16 protein-coding genes are annotated in these 22,623 nt (G+C 51.6%); 2 read left to right on the top strand and 14 right to left on the bottom strand.

Features of this window, described 5'->3' with window-relative positions:
• Window positions 1–57: 57 nt before the first annotated feature.
• From EKD02_RS00220 to EKD02_RS00210, 3 genes are all read right to left on the bottom strand, one after another.
• Window positions 58–3,621, bottom strand: coding sequence for a DNA polymerase III subunit alpha (locus EKD02_RS00220; protein ID WP_126341431.1), 3,564 nt, complete (start codon window positions 3,619–3,621; stop codon window positions 58–60).
• Between the two features lie 122 nt (window positions 3,622–3,743).
• Window positions 3,744–4,874 carry a glycosyltransferase family 4 protein gene (locus EKD02_RS00215; protein ID WP_126341430.1) on the bottom strand — a complete coding sequence of 377 codons (1,131 nt, stop codon included), beginning with the start codon at window positions 4,872–4,874 and terminating at the stop codon, window positions 3,744–3,746.
• A 17-nt stretch (window positions 4,875–4,891) separates the two neighbouring features.
• Window positions 4,892–7,252 carry a glycoside hydrolase family 65 protein gene (locus EKD02_RS00210; protein WP_126383492.1) on the bottom strand — a complete coding sequence of 787 codons (2,361 nt, stop codon included), beginning with the start codon at window positions 7,250–7,252 and terminating at the stop codon, window positions 4,892–4,894.
• Window positions 7,253–7,502: 250 nt separating this feature from the next.
• Here EKD02_RS00210 and EKD02_RS00205 point away from each other — a divergent pair, with 250 nt between their 5' ends.
• Complete coding sequence (locus EKD02_RS00205) at window positions 7,503–8,708, top strand: leucine-rich repeat domain-containing protein (RefSeq protein ID WP_126341428.1); 1,206 nt, start codon at window positions 7,503–7,505, stop codon at window positions 8,706–8,708.
• A 79-nt stretch (window positions 8,709–8,787) separates the two neighbouring features.
• Here EKD02_RS00205 and EKD02_RS00200 read toward each other — a convergent pair whose 3' ends face one another.
• The 5 genes from EKD02_RS00200 to EKD02_RS00180 form a co-directional block, all read right to left on the bottom strand.
• Window positions 8,788–10,338, bottom strand: coding sequence for a sodium ion-translocating decarboxylase subunit beta (locus EKD02_RS00200; RefSeq protein WP_126341427.1), 1,551 nt, complete (start codon window positions 10,336–10,338; stop codon window positions 8,788–8,790).
• 106 nt (window positions 10,339–10,444) lie between these two features.
• Complete coding sequence (locus tag EKD02_RS00195) at window positions 10,445–12,301, bottom strand: biotin/lipoyl-containing protein (protein WP_126341426.1); 1,857 nt, start codon at window positions 12,299–12,301, stop codon at window positions 10,445–10,447.
• Between the two features lie 58 nt (window positions 12,302–12,359).
• Window positions 12,360–12,641: an OadG family protein gene (locus EKD02_RS00190; protein WP_126341425.1), complete on the bottom strand. Its 282-nt coding sequence runs from the start codon at window positions 12,639–12,641 to the stop codon at window positions 12,360–12,362.
• Between the two features lie 71 nt (window positions 12,642–12,712).
• A complete protein-coding gene (locus EKD02_RS00185) occupies window positions 12,713–14,233 on the bottom strand; it encodes a fumarate hydratase (RefSeq protein ID WP_160459955.1) in 1,521 nt (506 codons plus the stop codon).
• A 69-nt stretch (window positions 14,234–14,302) separates the two neighbouring features.
• On the bottom strand, window positions 14,303–14,767 hold the full coding sequence (locus tag EKD02_RS00180; protein ID WP_126341424.1) for a universal stress protein: 465 nt from the start codon (window positions 14,765–14,767) through the stop codon (window positions 14,303–14,305).
• Window positions 14,768–14,915: 148 nt separating this feature from the next.
• Here EKD02_RS00180 and EKD02_RS00175 point away from each other — a divergent pair, with 148 nt between their 5' ends.
• The gene (locus tag EKD02_RS00175) at window positions 14,916–16,475 is read left to right on the top strand and encodes a bifunctional aminoglycoside phosphotransferase/ATP-binding protein (RefSeq protein WP_126341423.1); all 1,560 of its coding nucleotides are present in this window, start codon (window positions 14,916–14,918) and stop codon (window positions 16,473–16,475) included.
• On the opposite strand, the gene EKD02_RS00170 is transcribed toward EKD02_RS00175, so the two are convergent.
• The 6 genes from EKD02_RS00170 to EKD02_RS00145 all read right to left on the bottom strand — a co-directional run bounded on the left by EKD02_RS00170 (window position 16,447) and on the right by EKD02_RS00145 (window position 22,544).
• Window positions 16,447–17,322: a VIT1/CCC1 transporter family protein gene (locus tag EKD02_RS00170; protein WP_126341422.1), complete on the bottom strand. Its 876-nt coding sequence runs from the start codon at window positions 17,320–17,322 to the stop codon at window positions 16,447–16,449. The two genes, EKD02_RS00175 and EKD02_RS00170, sit on opposite strands and share 29 nt — an antisense overlap.
• A gap of 41 nt (window positions 17,323–17,363) precedes the next feature.
• On the bottom strand, window positions 17,364–19,241 hold the full coding sequence (gene htpG / locus EKD02_RS00165; RefSeq protein ID WP_126383222.1) for a molecular chaperone HtpG: 1,878 nt from the start codon (window positions 19,239–19,241) through the stop codon (window positions 17,364–17,366).
• Between the two features lie 63 nt (window positions 19,242–19,304).
• The gene (locus EKD02_RS00160) at window positions 19,305–20,174 is read right to left on the bottom strand and encodes an N-acetylneuraminate synthase family protein (RefSeq protein ID WP_126341420.1); all 870 of its coding nucleotides are present in this window, start codon (window positions 20,172–20,174) and stop codon (window positions 19,305–19,307) included.
• Window positions 20,175–20,211: 37 nt separating this feature from the next.
• A complete protein-coding gene (locus tag EKD02_RS00155; protein ID WP_126383220.1) occupies window positions 20,212–20,736 on the bottom strand; it encodes a KdsC family phosphatase in 525 nt (174 codons plus the stop codon).
• A gap of 324 nt (window positions 20,737–21,060) precedes the next feature.
• Window positions 21,061–21,942, bottom strand: a complete 882-nt coding sequence (locus tag EKD02_RS00150; protein WP_011890265.1) for an ADP-polyphosphate phosphotransferase — start codon at window positions 21,940–21,942, stop codon at window positions 21,061–21,063.
• Between the two features lie 59 nt (window positions 21,943–22,001).
• Window positions 22,002–22,544 carry an inorganic diphosphatase gene (locus EKD02_RS00145; protein WP_011890266.1) on the bottom strand — a complete coding sequence of 181 codons (543 nt, stop codon included), beginning with the start codon at window positions 22,542–22,544 and terminating at the stop codon, window positions 22,002–22,004.
• Window positions 22,545–22,623: the final 79 nt, after the last annotated feature.

Here is a 22,623-nt window from a genome sequence, read left to right as displayed (position 1 = left end):
CAGGGATAAACTCTATATCAATACAACCGGCAAGTGATGAAAGTAACAAAAAAACCACTACCCCGCAATGATGACATTATCAGGGCCGAGAATCTCTTCCACCTTTGAAAGAACCTCTTCATCACAGTCAACCGGTGAACTCCGGGCAAAAAGCTTCAGGGTTTCAACCGACTCTCCCGACTGGACCTTCACCTCAAAATCAACAGGGGTATCGCCCCGGTGTTCATCAAACACCGCTTTCAACCGGTCAAGCCGTTCAAGCTGTCCACCCTCATCAGCATCAACCTTCAGGATAATCTTTTTCGTCATGCTCTTCCTTACCGAAGAGACAGGAAGAACCTCACGGACAAGAAGCTTGAGGGTTCCACCCGTTGACTCAGCTTCAGCAACCAGCATCACCACCGCTTCAGGCTTGAGTAAATGTCCGGACTGCTCGAAAACACTGGCAAAAACCGTAAAATCAGCCTTGCCTGTAAAATCCTCAATGCTGCCGAAAAGCATCTGCTTGCCTTTTCTGTCCTGATAGGGCTTGGTGGAAACAACCAATCCGATAATGCGGTACTGCCGCTGCGCCACAACATCCCTTTCATTAAGATGGAGTGAAGCAAACGCCTGCCAGTCGCGCCGCCAGGGAGAGAGCGGATGACGACTGAGATAAAAACCGACAAGCCGCTTCTCGTGCTGCAGTTTTTCCTGCTCGGGCATCTGAAGCGCATTCTCCATATCGGGATAATGTCCGTCCTCCTGAACGGCTCCCTCTTCGGCGGTAAAGAAACCGCACTGGCCAAGCGCAGCAGAACGGTTTTCAATCTGTCCGAACTTGATGGCCTTGTCGATATTGGCAATCAGACGGGCCCGATGAGAATCAATTTCATCAAAAGCCCCGGCCAGAATAAGACACTCCAGAGCCTTGCGGTTCATGACCCGCTGATCGACGGAAGCTGTGAGGTCAAAGAGATTCAGAAACTCGCGTTTACGGCGAAGACGGGCGGCAATAATGGCTTTTGCCGCCCCGCCAACCTGCTTGATTGCACTGAGTCCTACACGGATGGCCGCACCGTCCGGCGACTCCTCCACGGAAAAAATGGCGTCGCTTCTGTTTATTGACGGAGGGAGGGTTGCAATCCCGAAACTGCGGGCCTCATCAGTCAGATGCTTCATGCGTTCGGTATCACCGATTTCGCTGTTCAGGATGGCCGTCATGAACTCAATCGTGTAATGGGCCTTCAGATATCCCGTCCAGTAGGCAAGCACACCATAGGCAGCTGAATGGCTCTTGTTGAATCCGTATCCCGCAAACTCCGCCATCAGCTCAAAAACCCTCGTCGCCAGTGTATCATGCACCCCCTGAGCCACCGCGCCCTGAACAAAATCAACTTTGAACCGCTCCATGATTTCCGGCTTTTTCTTGCCCATCGCCTTACGCAGATTATCAGCTTTGGCCAGCGAAAAACCGCCCATGACCTGCGAAATCTGCATCACCTGCTCCTGATAGACTATGACCCCGTAGGTCTCCTTGAGAATGGTCTCAAGCATCGGATGCATATAATCAATGACCTCCCGGCCATGCTTTCGGTCAACAAAGAGGTCCACAGCATTGCGTTTTTCATCAATACGGGCATTCAGGGCACCCGGACGGTAGAGGGCGCTCATTGCTATGATGTCGCCTATCTGGGTTGGCTGGAGCCTGGTCATGTAACTCTGCATACCCGATGACTCAAACTGGAAAATGCCAGCCATCTTCCCTTCCTGAAATATCCGGAAGGTTTTCCGGTCGGTCATCGGCACCTTTTCAAGATCAATCTCCACATTATGGCGGCGCCGTATCAACTGAAGTGTTTCATCAATAACCGCAAGGGTTTCAAGTCCGAGATAGTCAATTTTCAGCAGACCTGCCGTCTCAATCCAGTTTTTGTCAAACTGGGTAATCACCTGCTTCCCGGTGGAAGGATCGCCATGTTTCCCTGGCTGCGGCGCTTCAGGAGCAATAGCGTCAAGAGAAACCCTTGCCTCCGTCTCAATCCTGTTGGAAACATAGAGAGGAACCTGCTCCTCCAGCGGGCCACCGGTAATGACAACAGCACCGGCATGCACAGAAACATTGCGCGCCCTGCCCTCAAGCGCCGAAGCATAAGTCATCAGCTCACGGTTCTGCGGTGTAGCCTCCGCCTGCTCTTTGAGCTCCCTGACTTCAGACAGTGCGGTTTCCAGCGTAATGCCCGGCCGCTGTGGCACCAGCTTGGCAAGCTGGTCGGCAACACTCAACGGCACATCCAGCACCCGAGCCGCATCGCGGATGGCCGCCTTGGCACCAAGGGTGCCGATGGCAACCACTTTCGCCACGCTTTCGGCTCCATATCTCTCAACCGTGTAATCAAGAACCTTCTGTTTACCGACAGGCGTGAAGTCAATGTCAATATCAGGCATTGAAAGCCTTTCGGGATTGAGAAACCGCTCAAACAGCAGTTTGTAGCGGAGAGGATCAATCCTGGTAATTCCTGTCAGATAGGCGACAATGCTTCCTGCCGCCGAACCTCTACCAGGCCCGACCGAATAACCAAGCCTGCGTGAAGCAGCAATAAGATCGCTGACAATGAGAAAGTAGGAGCTGAACCCCATTTTCTCAATGACACCAAGCTCCAGCTCTATCCTGTCCCTCACCTCTTCCTGTGAGGGTTCATCCTCGGAAATTCCGGGATATTTTTCTTTTGCCCCCTCTGCGGTAAGATGCCTCAGATAGGCCGCCTCATCGGCAAACCCTTCAGGCAGGGGGAAATGCGGCAGAATCGGCTCTTTTTCCCGGAATACGAAACTGCAGGATTCAGCAATGAGAACTGTATTGGAGAGCTCCCCGTGACCATCGCCGAAAAGCTCCCTCATCTCAGCAGGAGATTTCAGGAAGTGCTCGCTGCCAGGAAGAGCCGAAAGGTTCTGGCTCGAAAGTTTCTGCTTAGCCTTGAGCGCAGCCATGGCACGGTAGCAGCCAGCATCTTTTCTCTCGAGATAGTGAATATTGTTGGTTGCCACCACCCCAACACCGCACTCTTCAGCAAGAGCAATGGTGCTGCTGTTGAGTTCATCATCAAAATGGCTGTTGTGCCGTTGCAGTTCCAGATAAAACCGGTCGCCAAAGATATCGCGGTAAAACACGGCATGTTCCCGTGCATCCTCAACTGCTCCGGCAAGCAGTGAACGCCCGATTCTCCCCGAACTGTAGCCGGAGAGACAGACCAGCCCCCCGTGAAACTCTCTGAAAAGCGAGCGTTCAAGATGCGGCATCCCGTCAACAAAGCCATCACGGGCTGCGCGGGAAAGAAGAATGCAGAGATTTCGGTATCCTGTGTCGTTCTGCACAAGAAGAATGAGGGAAGAAGCCGGAGTGTTTCGCCCATCCTGATGATGAGATGTCTCACGCAGCAGAATCTCGCTGCCGATGATAAGCCGTATGCCTGACTTTTCAGCCTCACTGAACAGTTCTGGCATGTTGAAAATCGCACCGTAATCGGTAACGGCTATGCTTTGCATCCCCAGTTTGGCAGCTGCCTCAAAAAGCTGGCCCGGAAACACCGGGCTGCTCTGCATTGAGTAATGCGTATGTGCATGGAGATGAACAAAATCCATGAAAAATTCTCTTTCAGGGGGTTGGCATAGACACTCCCGACAATATGGGCATTGCGGCACTAAAAAGCACTATGCTGCCCTAAAAAAACATCGTATCCATGTGCCCCCAAAGAGAATGAATCTCATTTGATTTCCGCCGAACCAGCAAGTCTGCTGATGGTTTCGGACGATGGAGGAATGCGTTCGGCTTCGTTGATTTTGTTCTCAAAAAAACGCTGCCGGAGCAGATCATAATAGAGCGACTCATAACTCCCCACCATGCTGCTGTCCGAGAAACGGCGAAGAAACTCATCACGGCAGTGCCTGCGTGAAATTCTGCCGACATTTCGTATGGCATTGATGAAGTCCATCCGGCTTTCGCAGAGAAATCCCGTCTCACAATCCGCAACAACCTCAGGCGCTGAACCGCACCGTCTCACAATAACAGGTGTCCCCGATCCAAGGGCCTCAATCATGACAAGACCAAAGGGTTCAGGCCAGTCAATGGTATTGAGCAGAGCCTTGGCATTTTTCAGCAGATACCGTTTATGGGTCTCATCAACCTCGCCCACATAATCAATAAGAGGATGGTTGAGCAGAGGTCTGATTCTTGCCTCGAAATACTCTCTGTCAGCAGGATCGATTTTTGCGGCAATTTTCAGAGGAATCCCACAGGCCCGCGCCATCATGATTGCCTGATCCGCCCTTTTTTCAGGTGAAAAACGGCCGAGAAAGAGAAAATAGTCATCTGGAGCGTCATTGAAATCATAAGAAGACGGGGGATACCCGTGATAAATGGTGCCAGCCCAGTTGATGTCGGGAATTGGGCGGCGTTGGGCATCGCTGATTGAAACAAAGGCAAGATGGCGGTAGCTTCGGAGAATTTTCTGATAATCAGCAGAATCCAGCCGTCCATGCATGGTGAACACCGTCGGCACATCCGATACTGCGGCAAAGGGAAAGGTCATGAATTCAAGATGGGAGTGGACTATGTCAAATTCCTTGAGCATCCGTCCATAGACCTGCTGCAGCATCAGCATCGTCATGATCTCGGGTGAATGCACTCTGCGGCCAAGCCTGATGGCCTCAGTAACCGGGGCCACAAGTCGGGCGGTTGTCTGTGAATCTCCCGAAGCAAAAAGGGTGACCTCGTGGCCCCGTGCAACCAGCCCCTCGGTAAGATGGTAAACAACCCGCTCCGTCCCTCCATACTTCTTTGGTGGTACCCGCTCAATGAGTGGGGCAATCTGTGCAATTCTCAACCTCTTGTTCATCTGTTCGCTCCTTTGCATTATGAAGCACAATAGGGGAGCTCCGTTTTCATATTTGTCGTAACCATGTACATCTTTCTGTAGAGACTCAGCGGAATATTCTCCTCCTCATCGGAATGGATGAGCACAGCGACACGGTTGTGAAACACCGTCACATCTACAGCTCGCGACCTCCAGTGCACTGAAAAGGACAGGCTCCTCCATTTTTTCGGCAGCCAGGGATTCAGCGCCAGCCTGTCCGACTTGATGGAAAGGCCGCCGAAACCATAAATCACCGCCTGCCATGTCCCACCCACAGCCGCTGCATGAATGCCGAGATCCGTATTTTTATGCAGGTTGTCAAGATCAAAAAGAGCCGTCTTCATGAAAAAGCTGTAGGCTCGAAGCCGCTTTTTCGCCCTGATTCCCATCATCGCATGGATACAGTGGCTGAGTGAGGATTTATGGACCGTGCGTTTTTCATAGTAGGTGAAATTGGCAATGATCTCTTTCTGACTGAAGGCATGGGGAAACAGGAGAAGCAGCATGAGCACATCCGCCTGTTTGATCAACTGGGTCGACTGGATGTTCCGGTAGGTGACACCCCGGGGAAGGACCGGATGGCCGCTGCGATCAAAACGCGAAAGTTCATAATCCCTGAGGTCAAAATACCCGTCGAACTGCTCAATCAATCCGCTCTCACGATCCCGCGACAGCTTCAGCCCCCGACTGACCTCAAGCCATGAATCAACCTCCTCCCCCGTCAGCTCAAGACGGACGGCAAGGTTGTCAAGCAGATCCGGATGGGTCTTCCCGATATAGCGGAAAAGCATGACAGCAAGATTGAGATGCCACTTCACCAGATAATTGGTATAGGCGTTGTTGTCCACATGCTCATGAAATTCATCAGGCCCTATAACACAACGGATCTCATACCGATCCCCTGCATCAACCACCCGTGAAGCCCAGAACCGTGCTGTCAGGAAAATCATTTCCAGACCGTAGTCAAACAGAAACGCCTCATCACCCGTCACACGGAAATAGCGTTCAAGGCCAAAAATGACATCCGAAACAATATGATCTTCCTCTCTTCCCGTATAGATGAAGCGGATAGTACGCTCCAGCTTGGAAGCAAACCGGGGAGTAACATCCTCACCGGTTGTTGCCGATTCCCAGGCATACTTTGCCCCCCTGTAGCCCATGTTGCGGGCATTTTTTCTTGCCCCCGGCAGGGTATTGTACCGATAGAGCAGCATCTGGCGGGCACTCTCGGGGAAATTGTAGATGTAAAAAGGAAGGATGAAAATTTCGGTATCCCAGAATACATGCCCCATATAGCCCTCGGAACTCAGAAACTTCGCCCCGATACCGGTCGGCGTACGGGGGCTGTTGATAAGCAGTTGGTAGATATTGAAGCGGATGGCCCTCTGCGCCTCCCAGTCTCCCTCCACCACCACATCAGCCTGTTTCCAGAGTTTCTCCCAGGCGCCGACATGCTCCTCTATCTCAGCTCTTACGCCCCGCTTCACAAAAGAGCGCAGACGGCATATGGAGTCCTTCATCATCTCTTTTTCCGGAACCTCCCTGCTGGTAGTCACGACTGCAAGCTTCTCAAAGCTATAGCTCTCCCCTTTCCGGACATCAATGGTAATTTCACTCGTAAACCGCTCCCCGTATATTCTCGGCTCCCATTTCAACTGATGCATGGGAGAGGAGACCAGCCGCCACGATGCCGCCTCAGCAATTCTGATCCCCTGTTCACGGGTCTTCATCTCCAAATACATGAAATGGCGCCCGCGCTCTATTTTCTCAAGCTGAAGATGCTTGAGCATCTCACCCTCAAAAAACCCCCTGTTGCATACCTCACCATCAAGGCCGCTGAAAACCCTGAGTGAACCGGAAAAATTTCTTGGAGTGATGGTCACCAGCATGCAGCCAAGATGCACATTGTGCATCATGACCATTCGTAGTGTTTCAAGGGTAAGAATTCTTCCTGATGCGTGCCGGTAAGTGGTTGTGCGGTGGAGTATCCCTTTTTTCATGTCGAGCACCTGCTCATGCTCAACTCTGCTGCATCCGGAAAGACAGAATGCCTCCCCCTCGCTCCAAAGCGTCAGGTCGGTCCACAGAGGGCAGCGGACCATCTCCTCCACATCCGCCTCGCATTTATCATAAATACCACTGATATACAGACCAGAAGAATGACCGGGCGGTCGTTCTTCAAGGCCTCCCCGTAAATTGAGATACCCGTTCCCCAGCGTCAGGAGCGTTTCGGTAATCTGTATATGTCGGGCAGAGCGGCGAAATCCCCGTTTCCGCAACAACCACTCTTCGGATGAAATCCCAACAATCTCATCCGGCACCACCACATATGCAGAACCAGTTGCCGTGTACCCTTCCATTGTGCCCCATTCCTCCCCGGAATTGCTTCCATTCAGCCACAGCATTCAACCATAGTTGGCAATTGAAGCTGCGTCAAATTATCATGGGGGCATTCTGGCATATATGATAAAACAACTTGCTCGTCCAATCCGTTCACCCAGAAAGAAGAACAATGGCCTACTATGGGGATAACGCTTTTTTTCTTATTATTATAAAAGCGTTTCCCTTACACTCCCCACCGATCAGCAAAAGTTTTAACCACACGAAATTTTGGAGCAGAAAACTTATAGCCAGTGTCCCGTCTGTAGCTTTCCTCTCACCACAGACAACGCGATATGCCCCAGATGCGGAAACGATATTCTTGAGGACATATCCTCGCTTGAAGGCGAAAGCCCTGAAATGCACACCCGTGCAATAGAAAACAAAAAAGCGGAATGGTATTCGCGGCGTCTTACAGATACCCTCCAGACCAACACAGAGGATGAACACAGCCCAACCCACACATCTGGAGAACAATCGGACGCAGCACGGCCTATCTATTGCAGCAGCGAAGAGAAAACACTTCTGGCCACTCTGTCACGAGAGGAGATTCTGAAAGATTCGGCAATCCGCAAGCGGTGGTGGAATGCATTGACCGCCGACTGGAAAGAGGTGGTCAAAAATACTCTCAAACTGGTCAGAGACCCTTCAGAAGGCGAAATCGCATTGTTTTTCGACACCACCCATCTTCGCTGCGACAACAGGAGAATACACGGCCTGCTTCCCATACGGCTCCTTGAAAACCTGGTGCAGCTTCGCTGTGACGAATCGCCGGTTGAAGACCTCGGCCCGATTGCCGGGCTCGAAAAACTCCAGCGACTCTATGCCTTTGACTGCGACTTTGCCTCTCTTGAACCGATACGGCAACTCAAAAGTCTCAAACTTCTCTGGATATCAAGCACACAGGTGAGCTCACTTGAACCGGTCAGAGGGCTTGAAAATCTTGAAGAACTCTACTGTTCTGAAACCCTCATAAAAGATCTCACCCCTCTCCATGGGCTGAACAATCTTGAAAAACTCAGCTGCTACAAAACGGCAATCACTTCGGTTGATGCGCTTGCGGGCCTTGAGAACCTTATTGAGCTCGGCATCAACCATTCCGCAATCGACGACATTTCCGCACTCGGCACGCTCACAAACCTTGAATACCTGAGGTGCAACAAAACAAACATTGAGAGCATTGAGCCGCTGCGCGAACTGCTCTTCCTCCGCGAACTCAGCATTGCCGGTACTCCCGTCACAACCATCGAGCCGCTTGAACGACTCGGTGAACTTGAAGAGCTCGACATTTCCCACACGGCCATTCATTCCATTGAACCCATCATGGCACATGAGAACCTTGAGAAACTTGAATTAAGTGCCGGCAGAGTTCCTGATTATGAACTGGAACGATTCATCGAACTCCACCCCGAGTGCGAAGTGGTCCTGAAAAACTGAAAGGAAAGAACTTGATGCTGAAACAGGAATGGCGGCCAATGGCCGCCATTCCTGTTTACCTGATAAAGGAAAGGTCTCCTTACATAAAGACAGCCAGAAGCACACCTGCAGCAACCGCCGAACCAATGACACCGGAAACATTAGGCCCCATGGCATGCATAAGCAGGAAGTTGTGGGGATCGTACTCAAGCCCGACCTTATTGGACACCCTTGCCGCCATCGGCACGGCAGACACACCGGCTGAACCGATAAGCGGATTGATTTTCTGCTTGAGAAAGAGGTTCATGAACTTTGCCATGAACACACCACCAGCAGTGCCAACAGAGAATGCTATCAGGCCGAGCACAAGAATGCCAAGTGTCTCAAGGTTGAGAAACTTCTCTGCCGAAAGTTTGCTGCCAACACCGAGCCCAAGGAAAATGGTTACAATGTTGATCAGCGAATTCTGGGTTGTTTCACTCAGGCGTTCCACCACACCACACTCTTTCATGAGATTGCCGAACATGAGAAACCCAATGAGCGGAGCAGCCGAAGGGAGCAGGAGCGCAGAGAGCACGATAACAACAACCGGGAATATGATTTTCTCCCGTTTGGAGACATAACGCAGCTGGCTCATCTTGATCTGGCGTTCAGCTTTCGTCGTCAGCATTCTCATGATTGGAGGCTGGATGATGGGCACCAGAGCCATGTAGGAATAAGCTGCCACAGCAATGCTGCCAAGCAGTGCAGGGCTGAGTCGTGAGGCCACAAAAATGGAGGTCGGACCGTCCGCTCCGCCGATGATGCCAATGGAAGCGGCATCCTTCATGCTGAACTCAATGCCTGGAACATACTGGGAAAGGAGCAGCGCCCCAATCAGTGTACTGAAAATTCCGACCTGTGCGGCACCGCCAAGGAGACCGGTTTTGGGATTGGCAATCATCGGCCCGAAATCGGTCATTGCACCCACGCCCATGAATATCAGGAGAGGAAACACACCGGTCTCAATACCGACATGGAAAACATAAAAGAGTATGCCCCCCTCATCGCTGATGTAGGCAAGAGGAATATTGGATAAAATGGCCCCCATACCTATGGGGATAAGCAGGAGCGGCTCAAACCCTTTGGCAATGGCAAGCCATATCAGGAGAATGCCGACGCTTATCATCAGGATCCTTCCGAACCCCTCAGTCCAGCTGAGACTGTTGTCGTTGACAAGAGAGTAGACGCCGGTGCTCTCAACAAGGTTCTTCATGACCATTCCAATGGAGAGCCTGTCGTCAGAAGCCTGGGATCCCTGTAAATCAATAAGAAGATCCTCCTGCGAAATCCGCATAAGCACGGTTCCTGCAGGAACTGCCGAGTATTTGTGGAACAGTTCGGTGTTCAGGTAGGTGATATGGCCTGAAACACCGGCTGTGACGGAAATCTTGTCGTGCCGTTCATTGGCGAAGAGCGCCAGAAAATCGCCCTGTTTCACTGCGTCACCAACCCTCAGATTCCGGCTGTCACGAACAGGAACCTTCACCAGCTCGAGGCTGTCGGGCACCTGCAGCGTCACAATATCGCCATCGGTCTGAAAAAAGGTCTGAGAGTACCCCGCTGTACTGAACAGCAGCAGGGAAAACACAACCAACAATAATTTGCGCATAGTTTTAGTATAGGAACTTGAAATGTTCAGAAAGAGAACGAGTTACAATCCCCCGATACCCTCATTTTCAGACTTGATTCAAAAATGAGGGACAGGAAAGAGGTGATTACGCGATATAGAGCAGGACATCACCGGTTGCTACCGTATCTCCAACCGATACCTCGATGGATACCACACGGCCTGCTTTCGGCGACTTGACCGGCGACTCCATCTTCATGGCTTCAATAACGACGATATCGTCGCCCTCGCCAACAGTGTCGCCGATTTCAACAGAAATGGCCACAACATTGCCGGGCAGTGAGGCCTCGACAGCAACACCATCACCGGCTGCTTCAGGGGCAACGGCTACGGGTTTTGCTGCTGCAGCAACAGGAGCGGCCCCTGCAGCTGAATCGGCAACTGAAACATTGAAGGACTTTCCGTCCACGGTAACAATATAGTTTGACATACAGGATTTTTCTGGTTTGACAATGAGTTCATTGAGGCGTTGATTGACATTCTTCTTGTCGGATTTCCCCGATTTAGCGGTAACCTTCGCCACCATTTCCGCTTCCACATCATCCTTGTAGCGGATACCCAGCGGCCTGTCACCCTTGAGGAACCCGATACCTTTAGCTCCGCATGTAGCAGCAATGAAGATATTCTCTTCAGTGGCGGGAAGCCCCGCCTTTTCAAGAAGCCCGCGATTGTAATCCATCCCGAGTTCCGCATTGCGGTCGTTGATATCATGCACATCCTCTGTAGTCGGCTCCAATCCAAGCTGCTCGGAAGCCAGCCTCACAACTTCAGGATCGGGCTCGGCTGGAGTTTTGCCAAAATAGCCCAGCACCATTTTACCGTAGCTGTCGGTGATTTTTGTCCAGGGACCCTGAACCGTATTGGCAAAAGCCTGCTGGAAGTAGAACTGGGAAACAGGTGTTACAGATGAACCGAATCCACCCTTGGCAACCACTTCCCGCATATTGCGGATGACCTCAGGGAAAAGGTGCAGGGTGTTGTTGTCGCGCATCATCTGGGTATTGGCCGTCAGTGCGCCACCAGGCATCGGAGAGAACGGTATGACAGGGTTCACCTCTTTGGCTTCAGGCGGCATGTAATACTTCTCCATGCGTTCGGCAAAAAGAGCCTCTACCTCTATGTACTTCTCAGGATCAATATCAAGCGTATAATCGGTTCCGCGCATCCTGTGCCACATGGTCAGAATGTCAACTTCGGCCGTACCACCGCTGACGGGGGCCATGGCAAGGTCAATGATGTCAGCTCCACCTTCAATGGCGGCAAAGTTGCAGGCAACACCCATACCGGCAGTATCGTGGGTGTGGAACTGGATGATGGTGCCCTCGGGCAGCATCTTCCGCGCCCCCTTGATTGCCTCAAAGACCACGGCAGGAGTCGTCACCCCCGAAGCATCCTTGAAAGCAACACTGTCAAAAGGAATGCCTGCATCAAGAATTTCACGCAGCTTGTCAAGATAGAATTGCGGAGTATGGCAGTACTTCTCGCTCAGTCCGGGAGGAAGGCCCATGAGGGCGATGACCACCTGATGCTTCAGTCCGGCATTGTGGATGCATTGGCCTGAATAGGCAATGTTACGCACATCCATGAGAGCATCGAAGTTGCGGATGGTGGTGATGCCGTGTTTTTTGAACATTCTGGCATGCAGGTCGATAATGTCGCGCGACTGGGAAACAAGCCCCACCACATTGGCACCTCTCGAAAGGGTCTGGAGGTTGATATCGGGGCCTACTACTTTGCGGGCCGCATCCATCATTTCAAATGCGTCCTCCTGGCAGTAAAAGTAGAGACTCTGGAAACGGGCTCCGCCTCCAATTTCAAAATTGTCCGTACCTGCCGCCACCGCAGCCTCAAGAGCAGGAATAAAGTCAGCCGTTTTCACCCGTGCGCCGTAACAGGACTGAAACCCGTCACGGAATGACACATCCATAAACTGTATTCTTTTCATAAAACTTCTTTGATGTTTATTTGATCCTATATATCCATCTCTCTGAATACCTATCCATTCAACCGGCCTGGTGCTGCCTGTGCGCAGTAACGGCAGCTGAAATCACCGCAGCCATTCGGGCTGCTTCAAAACCAGAATCAGGCGAACCGGCTTTTTTAGCCTCCTTCGCCCTCTTTTTCTTCCGTTTATCCTCAATATCATCAAGAATCCGTTTTTCCTCTCCAAGCGCATGCTCTTTGAAAATACTGGAGAGCACACTGATGATGACAACCATCAGGACAAGAAAAAGAGAGACGGTGAGCATACCCACCACCATAAGAATAAGACCGTCAAAAACCATAATCGGTTCACTATTTAGTTTGAATAAGCATATGACACAGACAGAACAGTAAAGGGGCTCATAACCACTCGTCAGCCGCGGGACTCCATCGCATGTGCTGAATCGGCCTCAATCTCACGGTGCAGACTGTTGCCATTGGCATCCATGGTGACAATTGCAGGGAAAGCCTCAACATCGAAATGCCACATCGCCTCAGGTACGCCCATCTCCTCAAGAAAATCCACCCCTGTCACCTTTTTGATGCAGGCTGCATAGTACTGGGCTGCTCCGCCGATGGCATTCAGGTAGACGGCACCATGCTCCTGAAGCCCAGCAAGAGTCTTCGGGCCCATTCCGCCTTTGCCGATTATGGCCCTCAGGCCGAGCTTTTCAATGACATCAGCCTGATACGGCTCTTCACGAATCGAGGTTGTCGGTCCTGCAGCAGTCACCCGGTAACTTCCATCACTGTTTTTCAGGACTACCGGTCCGCAGTGGTAAAGAACTCCGCCCTCAACCGAAACGCCTTCAGGCAGGTCGTGATGCATGATGTAGTGGTGAAATGCATCGCGTCCCGTGTGCATGGCGCCTTTGACCATCACAACATCACCCACCTTCAAAGAACGGACAACTTCATCGCTGAGAGGAGCCTCAAGCACCACTTCCCTGCCGGTAAGAGGAATTCCCTCCCCTTCAGCCATCTGTTTGATTTCATCGTTGTCGCGGAACTGCCAGCTGTTGATGGCACCGGTTTCCGGGTCTACAAGAATACCGAGACGGCGGTAAGCCCAGCAGTTGTAGGCCACCGACACAAAAAAGCTTGCCGGCACCCGATGCGCCTTGCCGATTTTGCATCCAAGAAGCGTAGTCTTTCCACCAAATCCCATCGGCCCAATCCCAAAGGTGTTGGCAGAGGAAAGTATATCCTCCTCAAGTCCCTGCAGATCAGCATCAGGGTTGGTATCGTCAACCCTGCGGAACAACTGTTTCTTTGCCAGCTCATAGCCGCTGGTACGGTCACCGCCCACGCCTACGCCGATAAACCCGGGACTGCAGCCCTGCCCCTGCGCCTGCCATACTGCATGAAGAAGGCACTTGCGAACACCGTCAATATCACGGGCAGCCCTTCCCAGACCGGGGATTTCAGCAGGCAATGAGTACTGTATGTTTTTATTCTCGCAACCACCGCCCTTCAGAATAAGCCGGACTTCAATGTCGTCCTTATCCCAAGGTTCAAAATGAATGACGGGCACATGGCAACCAAGATTGTTGCCGGAATTTTTACCACTTATGGAGTCAACAGCATTCGGGCGGAGCTTGCCTGTACGGGTTGCCTCGACAACAGCCTCCATGATTTCCTGCTGCATGAAAAGCTGGTCGGCGCCACGGGGAGAATGGATAAAAAAGGTCGGCATTCCGGTATCCTGGCAGACCGGAGCAACCCGATCAACAGCCATGTCAATATTGAGTGCAATAGTCGACATGGAAAGCCCGGCTCGTGAACCCTCCGCTTCAGCGCCAATCGCTTTCTGAATTGCTGTGCGCACATCACTTGGAAGATTGGCAGATGTTTCAGTGATCAGCGAAAGAATTGATTCCCGGAAATGGTTCATCATAAAAACGAAAGGGATTGTTCAGTTCAGAAAATACTCATTCACAAAAAACGAAGAGACGCATTATTTTCATGCCGTCACAACCTTTCCGCCGGCATTCTGTTTGACCAGAAGAACCGGTATGTTGCTTTCACGGAACACAGCTTCGGCAACACTGCCCATCATCAACCTGAGCAGTCCGCTCCGTCCATGGGAACCCATCACGATAAGATCCGCACCCCAAAGGGCAGACTGTTCGGCAATCACCGTGGAGGCGTCCCCGCGAAGAATAAGAATGTCTGCATCCAGTCCCTTCTTTTTTTCAGCCATCAACAGCGACGAGAAGCTTTCAGGGACAACATCCCCATGCTCTGTGCCACTGATGGGAACACCATAACCGGCAGCGGTTTTTGCTGCGATATTTCCAGCATGAAGCACATGGAGAAAACGGACATGAGCCCCGATCCGTCGGGCAAATTCCGTAGCGTAAACAACTGCATTGTGCGAAGCCTCGGAATAATCCGTCGGGCAGATGATCTTTGAGAGATGAATCATGATGAATGGATGGAACTGGAAATGGAACAGGGTCTTACAAACCTTGAATTTAAACTTTTTTTGAACTTAATCCATGAGAGTGTTACCATAAAGATACCAACAGGAATGAACAGAACAGAGCGCACCATCAGCAACAGGGGGAAGACGCATGGACCAGCTGCCCGAAGCACTTCGGAAACCCTCCGCATACAGCCACCTGACAGGTCCTGTTGAGGTAGCTGAAACTCACATTTCATGGGTTTTTCTGGCAGGCGAATACGCCTATAAGGTCAAGAAACCCGTCAATCTCGGCTTTCTTGATTTCTCCACTCTGGAGCAGCGAAAGTTTTACTGCCACGAGGAGCTCCGGCTCAACAGGAGGCTCTGCCGGGAGCTTTATCTCGCAGTCCTCCCCATTGTCAGGAAAGAAGAGGGGCTGTTCATCGGAGGCAGCGGTGAAACGGTGGACTACTGCGTACAGATGCAGCGGTTCGACCGAACCCGGGAGCTTGACCGTCTGCTTGCAGATGGAGAACTGACCAATCAACACATTGACAGGCTCGCCGAAGAGATTGGCGCATTCCACGGGGGGCTTGAACCTTTACCGGTGGGGAGCGAATATGGCACTCCGGAAAATCTCATCAAACCCATTCTGCGCAATTTCAGCCATAGCGCTTCCAGTGACCCGGGTGACGCAGAGTGCATCGCACAACTGAAAAAATGGACCATCGATGAACACGCCGGGCTGAAAGAACGACTTGCAGAGCGAAAAAGGATGGGCTTCATCAGGGAGTGCCATGGCGACATGCACACAGGCAACATGGTGGAAAGGGCGGGTAAGATCCTCATATTCGACTGCATTGAATTCAGTCGCGAACTCAGCTGCATCGACATTGTCAGCGACATCCTCTTCCTCTTCATGGACCTTCTCCACAGCGGTGCCACCGGGCTTGGATGGCGGCTCCTGAACCGCTGGCTCTCCATAACCGGCGACTATGCCTCGCTCCCCCTGCTCCGGTTCTATACACTCTACAGGGCCATGGTTCGGGCCAAGGTAACAGCCATCCGCAGCACTCAGGCAACACTCCCTGCAGACAAACAACGCGCCCTCGAAGAGCACCGTTCCTACCTTCGATTTGCTGAAACCCTCACAAAGGAGAGCCAGCCGATGCTCATCATCACCGAGGGGCTGTCGGGAAGCGGGAAAACAACCCATGCCGCAGCACTTTTAGAAATGATCGGGGCAGTAAGCGTGCGTTCAGACATTGAACGAAAGAGGCTCGCCGGACTCCAGCCCCTTCAGCGGAGCAGCCGGGAAACAGAAGCGTCCATCTACACCGAAGCCAAAACCGGTGAAACCTACAGCGCCCTTCTGGCCATTGCCCTCACCGCACTTCAGGCGAATCTTCCAATTATTGTTGATGCCACATTTCTCCGCCAAAGCGACCGGCAGAAGTTCATGGATCTGGCAGAATCTGTCGGGTGCGGCTTCATGATCATCAGCTTTCACGCCCCGCTTGAGCTTCTGAAAGAGAGGGTGGAGAAAAGGGAACAGGAAGCGTCGGACGCAAGCGAAGCGGGAATCGGAGTTCTTGAAGCACAGTACCATAACCGGGAAGCGCTGAGCGCTTCCGAGGAAAGGGTCGCGATACACATCAATACTTCAGAGCCGGTTGATTACAATGAGTTGGCCGGACGCATCACACCTCTATTCCAAACGCCATCCTGATGAAATAACCGGCAATAAAACTCAGTGCCGCAACCGTAAAGCTCAACCCAACCATTTCAAGGAAACGCCCCCCGAAAGAAACATTGCGGGCAACGGCGATATAATAGTTGAAAAAACCTATGACCAGCACGGCGCCGAAAAACGACAGCCCCAGACAGAGATAAATGTCTGTGAGAAACAGATAGGGGGCAACCAGAACCAGAACAGTAAAGGCATAGGCAATTCCCGTGTAGAGCGCAGCACGCAACGGATTGTTTCCGTTCGGTTCAGACTTGGTGGAGAGATACTCTGAGGCCGCCATTGACAGTGCTGCAGCAAAACCGGTAATGGAAGCCGTAAGAGCAACCAGGGTGGTATTCTGCAACGCAAAAGTAAGACCCGCAAGCACACCCATCAGCTCAACAAGAGCATCATTCAGACCCAGCACAATTGAGCCCGTATACTGCAGCCGCTCTTCATCCAGAAGAGCCAGCAGAGCATCTTCATGCTCCTCCTCATCGCGCATGATGCCGTTCACCTCGGTCATGGAAGCAGGAAGCATACTGTATGCCGCATGTGCGTTTTTCTCGCCCTTCTCCATCAGCCGAATCCCGAAAGTAAAACCAAAGAGCATACTGACGAGCGTATAGAACCAAATCCTGAAGCGGCCGGGAGCAACATCGCGCCCTGTGTAATGCTTCCAGATGGTATAATGGCGCATCTCGTCATCGGCAATCTGAGCCAGTACCCGACGGTTCTTGACCCCCTTGACCCTGGACGACAGATTTTTATAGATGAAATGCTCGGTGATCTCATTCTTCTGAAACCGCTCAATCTCCCGGGTATTCACTTCTCTGCTTCTTTTCACTGGACACACTGGTTTACATTGGTTACAGATACCGCTGCTCTCTATCGAGAAAGCGTTGCAGCTTCAATCAGTTCATTCATCCGCTGGACAAAACCGGTTGTTGAGGAAAGATCCCCCTCAAGCAGCAGCGCCCCCTCATAGAGCTGACGGATGGCTGAATTGATAAGCGGATTGTCGGCATTGGCAATAATCATCCCGGAAAGGTTCCTGATGATAGGGTGGCGTGGATTGACCTCCAGAACCTTTTTGGCAGCAGGCATTTCCTGCTGCATCATTTTCATCATCCGCTCCATCTGGCTGTCCATGGCGTCCTTGCCGCCAACAATGGTCACAGGGGAACTCACAAGACGGTGCGACTCCACAACATCGGCAATGTCCTCTCCAAGGGCCTCACGGAACTTCGCAAGCAGTGGCACAAGAAGATTCTCCGCCACAGGCTCCTCGCCTTCCGTCGTCTCCTTTGAAAAATCAATATCTGCCTTCTCAATCGACTTCAGTGGTTTGGAGTCATACTCGTGAATTGAAGGAATGACAAACACATCAACCGGATCGGAAAGAAGCAGCACCTCTATCCCACGGTTCTGAAAATACTCAAGGTTCGGATTGGCAAGCAGCTGCGCCCGTCCTGCGCCTGAATGATAGTAGATCTCCTTCTGCTCCCCGCCCATGCGCGCCACATACTCCTTCAGCGTCACGAACTCCCCTTCCCCGGTCTTTGTGCTTTCAAAGCGGAGCAGCTCAATGAGTTTATCGCGATTCGTAAAATCGGTATTGAGGCCGATTTTGACAATAGGCCCGAACGCCTTGTAAAAAGTCTTGAACTTTTCGGGCTGCTCAACTGCAAGCTCCTCGAACCAGCCAAGAATCTTGGTGGTAAGAATCTGACGGATTTTTGCCATCACCGGGCTTGACTGCACCACCTCGCGCGACACATTCAGTGAAAGGTCTTCGGTATCGACAACGCCGGCAATGAAACGAAGGTATTCGGGCAGAAGATCACGGCACTCATTCTGGATCATCACCTTTTTCACATAAAGCTGCGGGCCTTTGTTTTCAAGTTCTCCCTGGCGATACAGCAACTCCATAGGGGCATTCTGCGGCAGGAAAAGAAGAGCCTTGAAACTCACCGCGCCCTCAACCGACACGCTCAGGTAATCAAGGGGATCCTCAAAATCATTGCTGATGAACTTGTAGAACTCATGCACATCACCCTCCTGCAGCTCGCTTTTCGGTCGCTGCCAGAGTGCCGTCACGCTGTTGAGCTGCTTCTCACCGAGATATATCGGGAAATCAACAAAGTTCGAATACTTTTTGATGACCTGCTCAACCCGGTACTCTTCCGCAAACTCCTTGTACTCCTCTTTCAGGGTGAAGGATATTCTCGTTCCGCGCTCATTCTTCTCAATCTTCTCGATTGTATAGGTTCCCTGACCAGATGACTGCCACCGCAGCCCTTCAGAACCCTCTTGCGCACTTCTGGTTTCAACCGTAACATTTTCAGTCACCATGAATACCGAGTAGAAACCAACACCAAACTGGCCTATCAGGTTACCATCGAGCTCTTGCTTCTGCTCTTGAAGCGACTGCATAAATCCGAGCGTCCCCGACTTTGCCACGGTTCCAAGGTTTGCAATCAGCTCATCTTCACTCATGCCGATGCCGCTGTCTTCAATCACAAAGAGAAGCTTCTCCTTGTCAAGGGTAATATGAATGGCATCCTCTCCTGCGGCAGCCATAAGTCCCCCGTCGGTCAGCGAACTGAAGCGGGCTTTGCTGAGGGCATCGGCAGCATTGGAAACAAGCTCACGAAGGAATATTTCCGGATGGGTATAGAGGGAATGAACAATAAGGTCCAGCAGCTGCTTCATTTCAGCTTTGTACTCAAACTCCTGAACGGGCGCATTGGTTTTTTTACTCATGGTCGTTATGGTCTTCTCTTGTCGTTCTTGATATAAAAATTCAAACAGTTTTCAGCGCTCCGCTCAGGTGCGGCGAAGCTTCTTTCGGGCAGCAAGCTCACCCTCATACACCCGTTTGACACCGTCTCCCAGCGCCTTCTCTATATCACGGATATTTGAGACAAGACGCGCAAGTCCCGGCATCTCAACCGATGCAGCCTGGTCGGAACCCCACGAAGCACGGTCCAGGGTCACATGCCGCTCAATGAACCGGGCACCCAGAGCCACCGCTGCCCATGTGGTCGGCAATCCGGTTTCATGGCCACTGTATCCTACCGGAACCGAAGGGTATTTTGCCTGAAGGGCAGGAATCATGTTCAGGTTCAGCTCTTCTACCGGACAGGGATAGGTGGAATTGGTATGGGCAATCAGAAGATTCTCACAGCCAAGCTCCTGAACCGTCCCTTCTATCTCCTCCATGGTCGACATGCCGGTGGAAACAATCAGTGGCCTGCCGGTCTGGCGGGTTTTACGGAGCAGGGGAAGATCGGTCAGAGCAGCTGAAGCCGCTTTGTAACATGGAGGCTCAAACTCCTCCATGAAATCCACCGCTTCCTCATCCCAGCAGGAGGCAAACCAGAGAATACCCTGCTGGCGGCAATACCGGTCAATCTCCTGATACTCTTTCATGCCGAACTCAACACGGTAGCGATAATCAATATATGACATCCGGCCCCAGGGAGTATCCCGCTCAATATCCCGCTGACTTTCAGGAACACAGAGATCCGGAGTTCTTTTCTGGAACTTCACGGCATCGCAACCAGCAAGAGCCGCCCCTTCAATCAGCTGCTTTGCAGCATCAAGTGAACCATTATGGTTGATGCCAATTTCCGCGATGACAAAGACAGAATCAGCCGGGCCAACCTTTTTATTACCAATGGAAATTTCCTGCATACTCAAACATAAATGAATAAAAAATCTCTACCTGAAATCAACCAGCCTGCAGGCGGAGCCGAAGCAGCCACTCTGCAAAATCCCTGAAAGCCCCATCCCCCCCGTCAGCCTCGCACCGATAATGGGCAAGAGGCATCACAAAACCCGTCGCATCTCTGGGACAGGCCGTCAGCCCTTCGGCAGCAATAGCCTCCATAATCTCCACATCGTTGACATCATCACCAATATAGGCCAGTTCCCTCAGTTCAAGGCCGGTTTCCCGCAGAACCTCAATGAGCTTGGCCCCTTTATCTTTTACGCCGAGATAAAGCCGCTGTATTTTCAGCTTTTCCGCCCTTTTCATGAGGCTCGGCGACACCTCCCCCGTCATGATGGCGGTCTCAATTCCCTCATGCCGCAGCCGCTCCACCCCCATACCGTCCCGGATGGAATACCGCTTCATCACCTCTCCCGACTCACCGTAATAGACCCCGTTATCGGTAAAAACTCCATCATTGTCGGAAATGAGCAATTTGATTCTGCAGGCTCGCCGTACAAGCGATTCTTGTGTCAGTGACGGCATACGGGAATTCTCCGGGAATAGGGCTAAAGGTTGTAACCGCTGAATATAGGACATTTTCCACATTTCAGAACCCATGCCAAAAAAAAGAGTAGAGGCTCGCCCCTGTTATCAACAGGTTATCAACATTTTATAACCATCCGGACGAAGCGTCATCGGTATACCGATAAAAATCAACGCCGAACAGAAAAAAAAGAAACGAACCGGTAAATCCCTTAAGAAAAACAACTTAGGTATTCATATTTCAGAGTTCCCACCACAACGCCACGGCTGGAGCACCACCTTGGCGGAACGGCCGGAAATGTTATCAACACCCTGAAGGAGCCGCTACGCCTTTGCTGACAGCAGTTTCCGGCATGCCTTGAGCTCCTTGACCCTCTCCGGTCCCGCTTTGGGATATTGAAGATTGAAACTCCTGAAAAGATTGAGGATGATTGAGGAAACAATCAACCGGGCGGTTTTCTTGTCGTCGGCAGGCACAATGTACCAGGGCGCATCTTTGGAAGATGTCTCCGACAGGCAGCTGGCATAGGCATGCATGTACTCATCCCAGAATCTTCGTTCCTCAATATCGGCCATGCTGAACTTCCAGTTCTTTTCCGGTCTGTCAATCCGCTTGAGAAACCGTTTTCGCTGCTCTTCGGGGGAAAGATGGAGAAAAAACTTGACCACCCTTGTGCCATTGGCCGTGAGATGGCGTTCCAGATCATTGATGGAACGGTACCGCCCCTGCCAGACCTCTTCCGTCGGGATTCCGACACCGGCAACCCCCTCGCTTTCCATGATTTCGGGATGCACACGGGCAATAAGCACCTCTTCATAATAGGAGCGGTTGAAAATGCCGATATGTCCCCGCTCAGGAAGGACTGCATTGCTCCTCCAGAGGAAATCGTGTTCGTACTCTTCAATGGAGGGGTGGCGAAAACTGTGGACACTGCATCCCTGAGGATTGATGCCGGTCATCACATGGCGTATGCAGCTGTCTTTACCGGCAGCGTCCATGGCCTGAAAAATCAGCAGGACGGCATAACGGTTGTCGGCATAAAACACCTGCTGCAGCTCCGAGAGCTCGGAAACATGCTCCCGGAGCATCTCGTGATAGTTGGAAGTTGAAGCATACACCGGAGAAATCAGTGCCGGATACTCCGAAAGATCAACCCTCACATCCGGCAGCACACGAAACCTTCCTGCATCAAAATCACTGTCCATTACTGTGGCTCCCCAGGCTGTCCATCACTGCAGATTGTGGACCCGTCCACCGTCCGGGCTTACTCTACAGGAGCGAAAACCTTGTTGTAATTGTCAATAGAATGAAGAACACTCTTTTGAGCAATCTCGGCATTCTGGAACTGTTCCACAAGCACCGTCTTCTTCTCAAGCGCCTTATACTCCTCAAAAAAGTGCTGCAGCTCGGAATTGAAGTGGGGAGAGAGCTCGGAAATGTCCTGAATCCGGCTCATGCTCATGTCATCTTCCGCAACGGCAATGATCTTGTCATCACCCTCGCCATGGTCAATCATGCGCATCACACCTATCACCCTTGCCCGAACCATGCACATCGGAACAATCTGGCACTGTGAAATAACCACAATATCCAGCGGATCATGGTCATCACCAAGAGTCTTGGGAATGAAACCGTAGTTGGCAGGATAGAACACGGAGGAAAACAGAACCCGGTCAAGCTTCAGCATACCAGTTTTCTTGTCAAGCTCGTATTTGGTCTTGCTGCCTTGGGATATTTCAATGATTGCATTGACAATTTTGGGGCAGTCCTCTCCTATCTCAACATGATGCCAGGGATTGAAATTCATGGGTGTAGGGAATGGTTAACAGGTTGAAGTGCATGCATACAAAAAAGCTGTGCCAGTATAGCATTTTTTTGGAGAACCT

The organism is Chlorobium phaeovibrioides, assembly GCF_003968655.1.
In the GTDB taxonomy this organism is placed as follows: Bacteria; Bacteroidota; Chlorobiia; order Chlorobiales; family Chlorobiaceae; genus Chlorobium; species Chlorobium phaeovibrioides.
This window is presented reverse-complemented; position numbering and strand designations above follow the sequence as displayed.

Bases quoted from the DNA above. Each gene is read 5' to 3' on its own strand.
- EKD02_RS00190 (WP_126341425.1), bottom strand. From the start codon at position 12,641: ATGGTTTTTGACGGTCTTATTCTTATGGTGGTGGGTATGCTCACCGTC.
- EKD02_RS00185 (WP_160459955.1), bottom strand. From the start codon at position 14,233: ATGAACCATTTCCGGGAATCAATTCTTTCGCTGATCACTGAAACATCT.
- EKD02_RS00180 (WP_126341424.1), bottom strand. From the start codon at position 14,767: ATGATTCATCTCTCAAAGATCATCTGCCCGACGGATTATTCCGAGGCT.
- EKD02_RS00195 (WP_126341426.1), bottom strand. From the start codon at position 12,301: ATGAAAAGAATACAGTTTATGGATGTGTCATTCCGTGACGGGTTTCAG.
- htpG (WP_126383222.1), bottom strand. From the start codon at position 19,241: ATGAGTAAAAAAACCAATGCGCCCGTTCAGGAGTTTGAGTACAAAGCT.
- EKD02_RS00220 (WP_126341431.1), bottom strand. From the start codon at position 3,621: ATGGATTTTGTTCATCTCCATGCACATACGCATTACTCAATGCAGAGC.
- EKD02_RS00150 (WP_011890265.1), bottom strand. From the start codon at position 21,942: ATGGACAGTGATTTTGATGCAGGAAGGTTTCGTGTGCTGCCGGATGTG.
- EKD02_RS00200 (WP_126341427.1), bottom strand. From the start codon at position 10,338: ATGCGCAAATTATTGTTGGTTGTGTTTTCCCTGCTGCTGTTCAGTACA.
- EKD02_RS00160 (WP_126341420.1), bottom strand. From the start codon at position 20,174: ATGCAGGAAATTTCCATTGGTAATAAAAAGGTTGGCCCGGCTGATTCT.
- EKD02_RS00210 (WP_126383492.1), bottom strand. From the start codon at position 7,252: ATGGAAGGGTACACGGCAACTGGTTCTGCATATGTGGTGGTGCCGGAT.
- EKD02_RS00155 (WP_126383220.1), bottom strand. From the start codon at position 20,736: ATGCCGTCACTGACACAAGAATCGCTTGTACGGCGAGCCTGCAGAATC.
- EKD02_RS00215 (WP_126341430.1), bottom strand. From the start codon at position 4,874: ATGAACAAGAGGTTGAGAATTGCACAGATTGCCCCACTCATTGAGCGG.
- EKD02_RS00175 (WP_126341423.1), top strand. From the start codon at position 14,916: ATGGACCAGCTGCCCGAAGCACTTCGGAAACCCTCCGCATACAGCCAC.
- EKD02_RS00145 (WP_011890266.1), bottom strand. From the start codon at position 22,544: ATGAATTTCAATCCCTGGCATCATGTTGAGATAGGAGAGGACTGCCCC.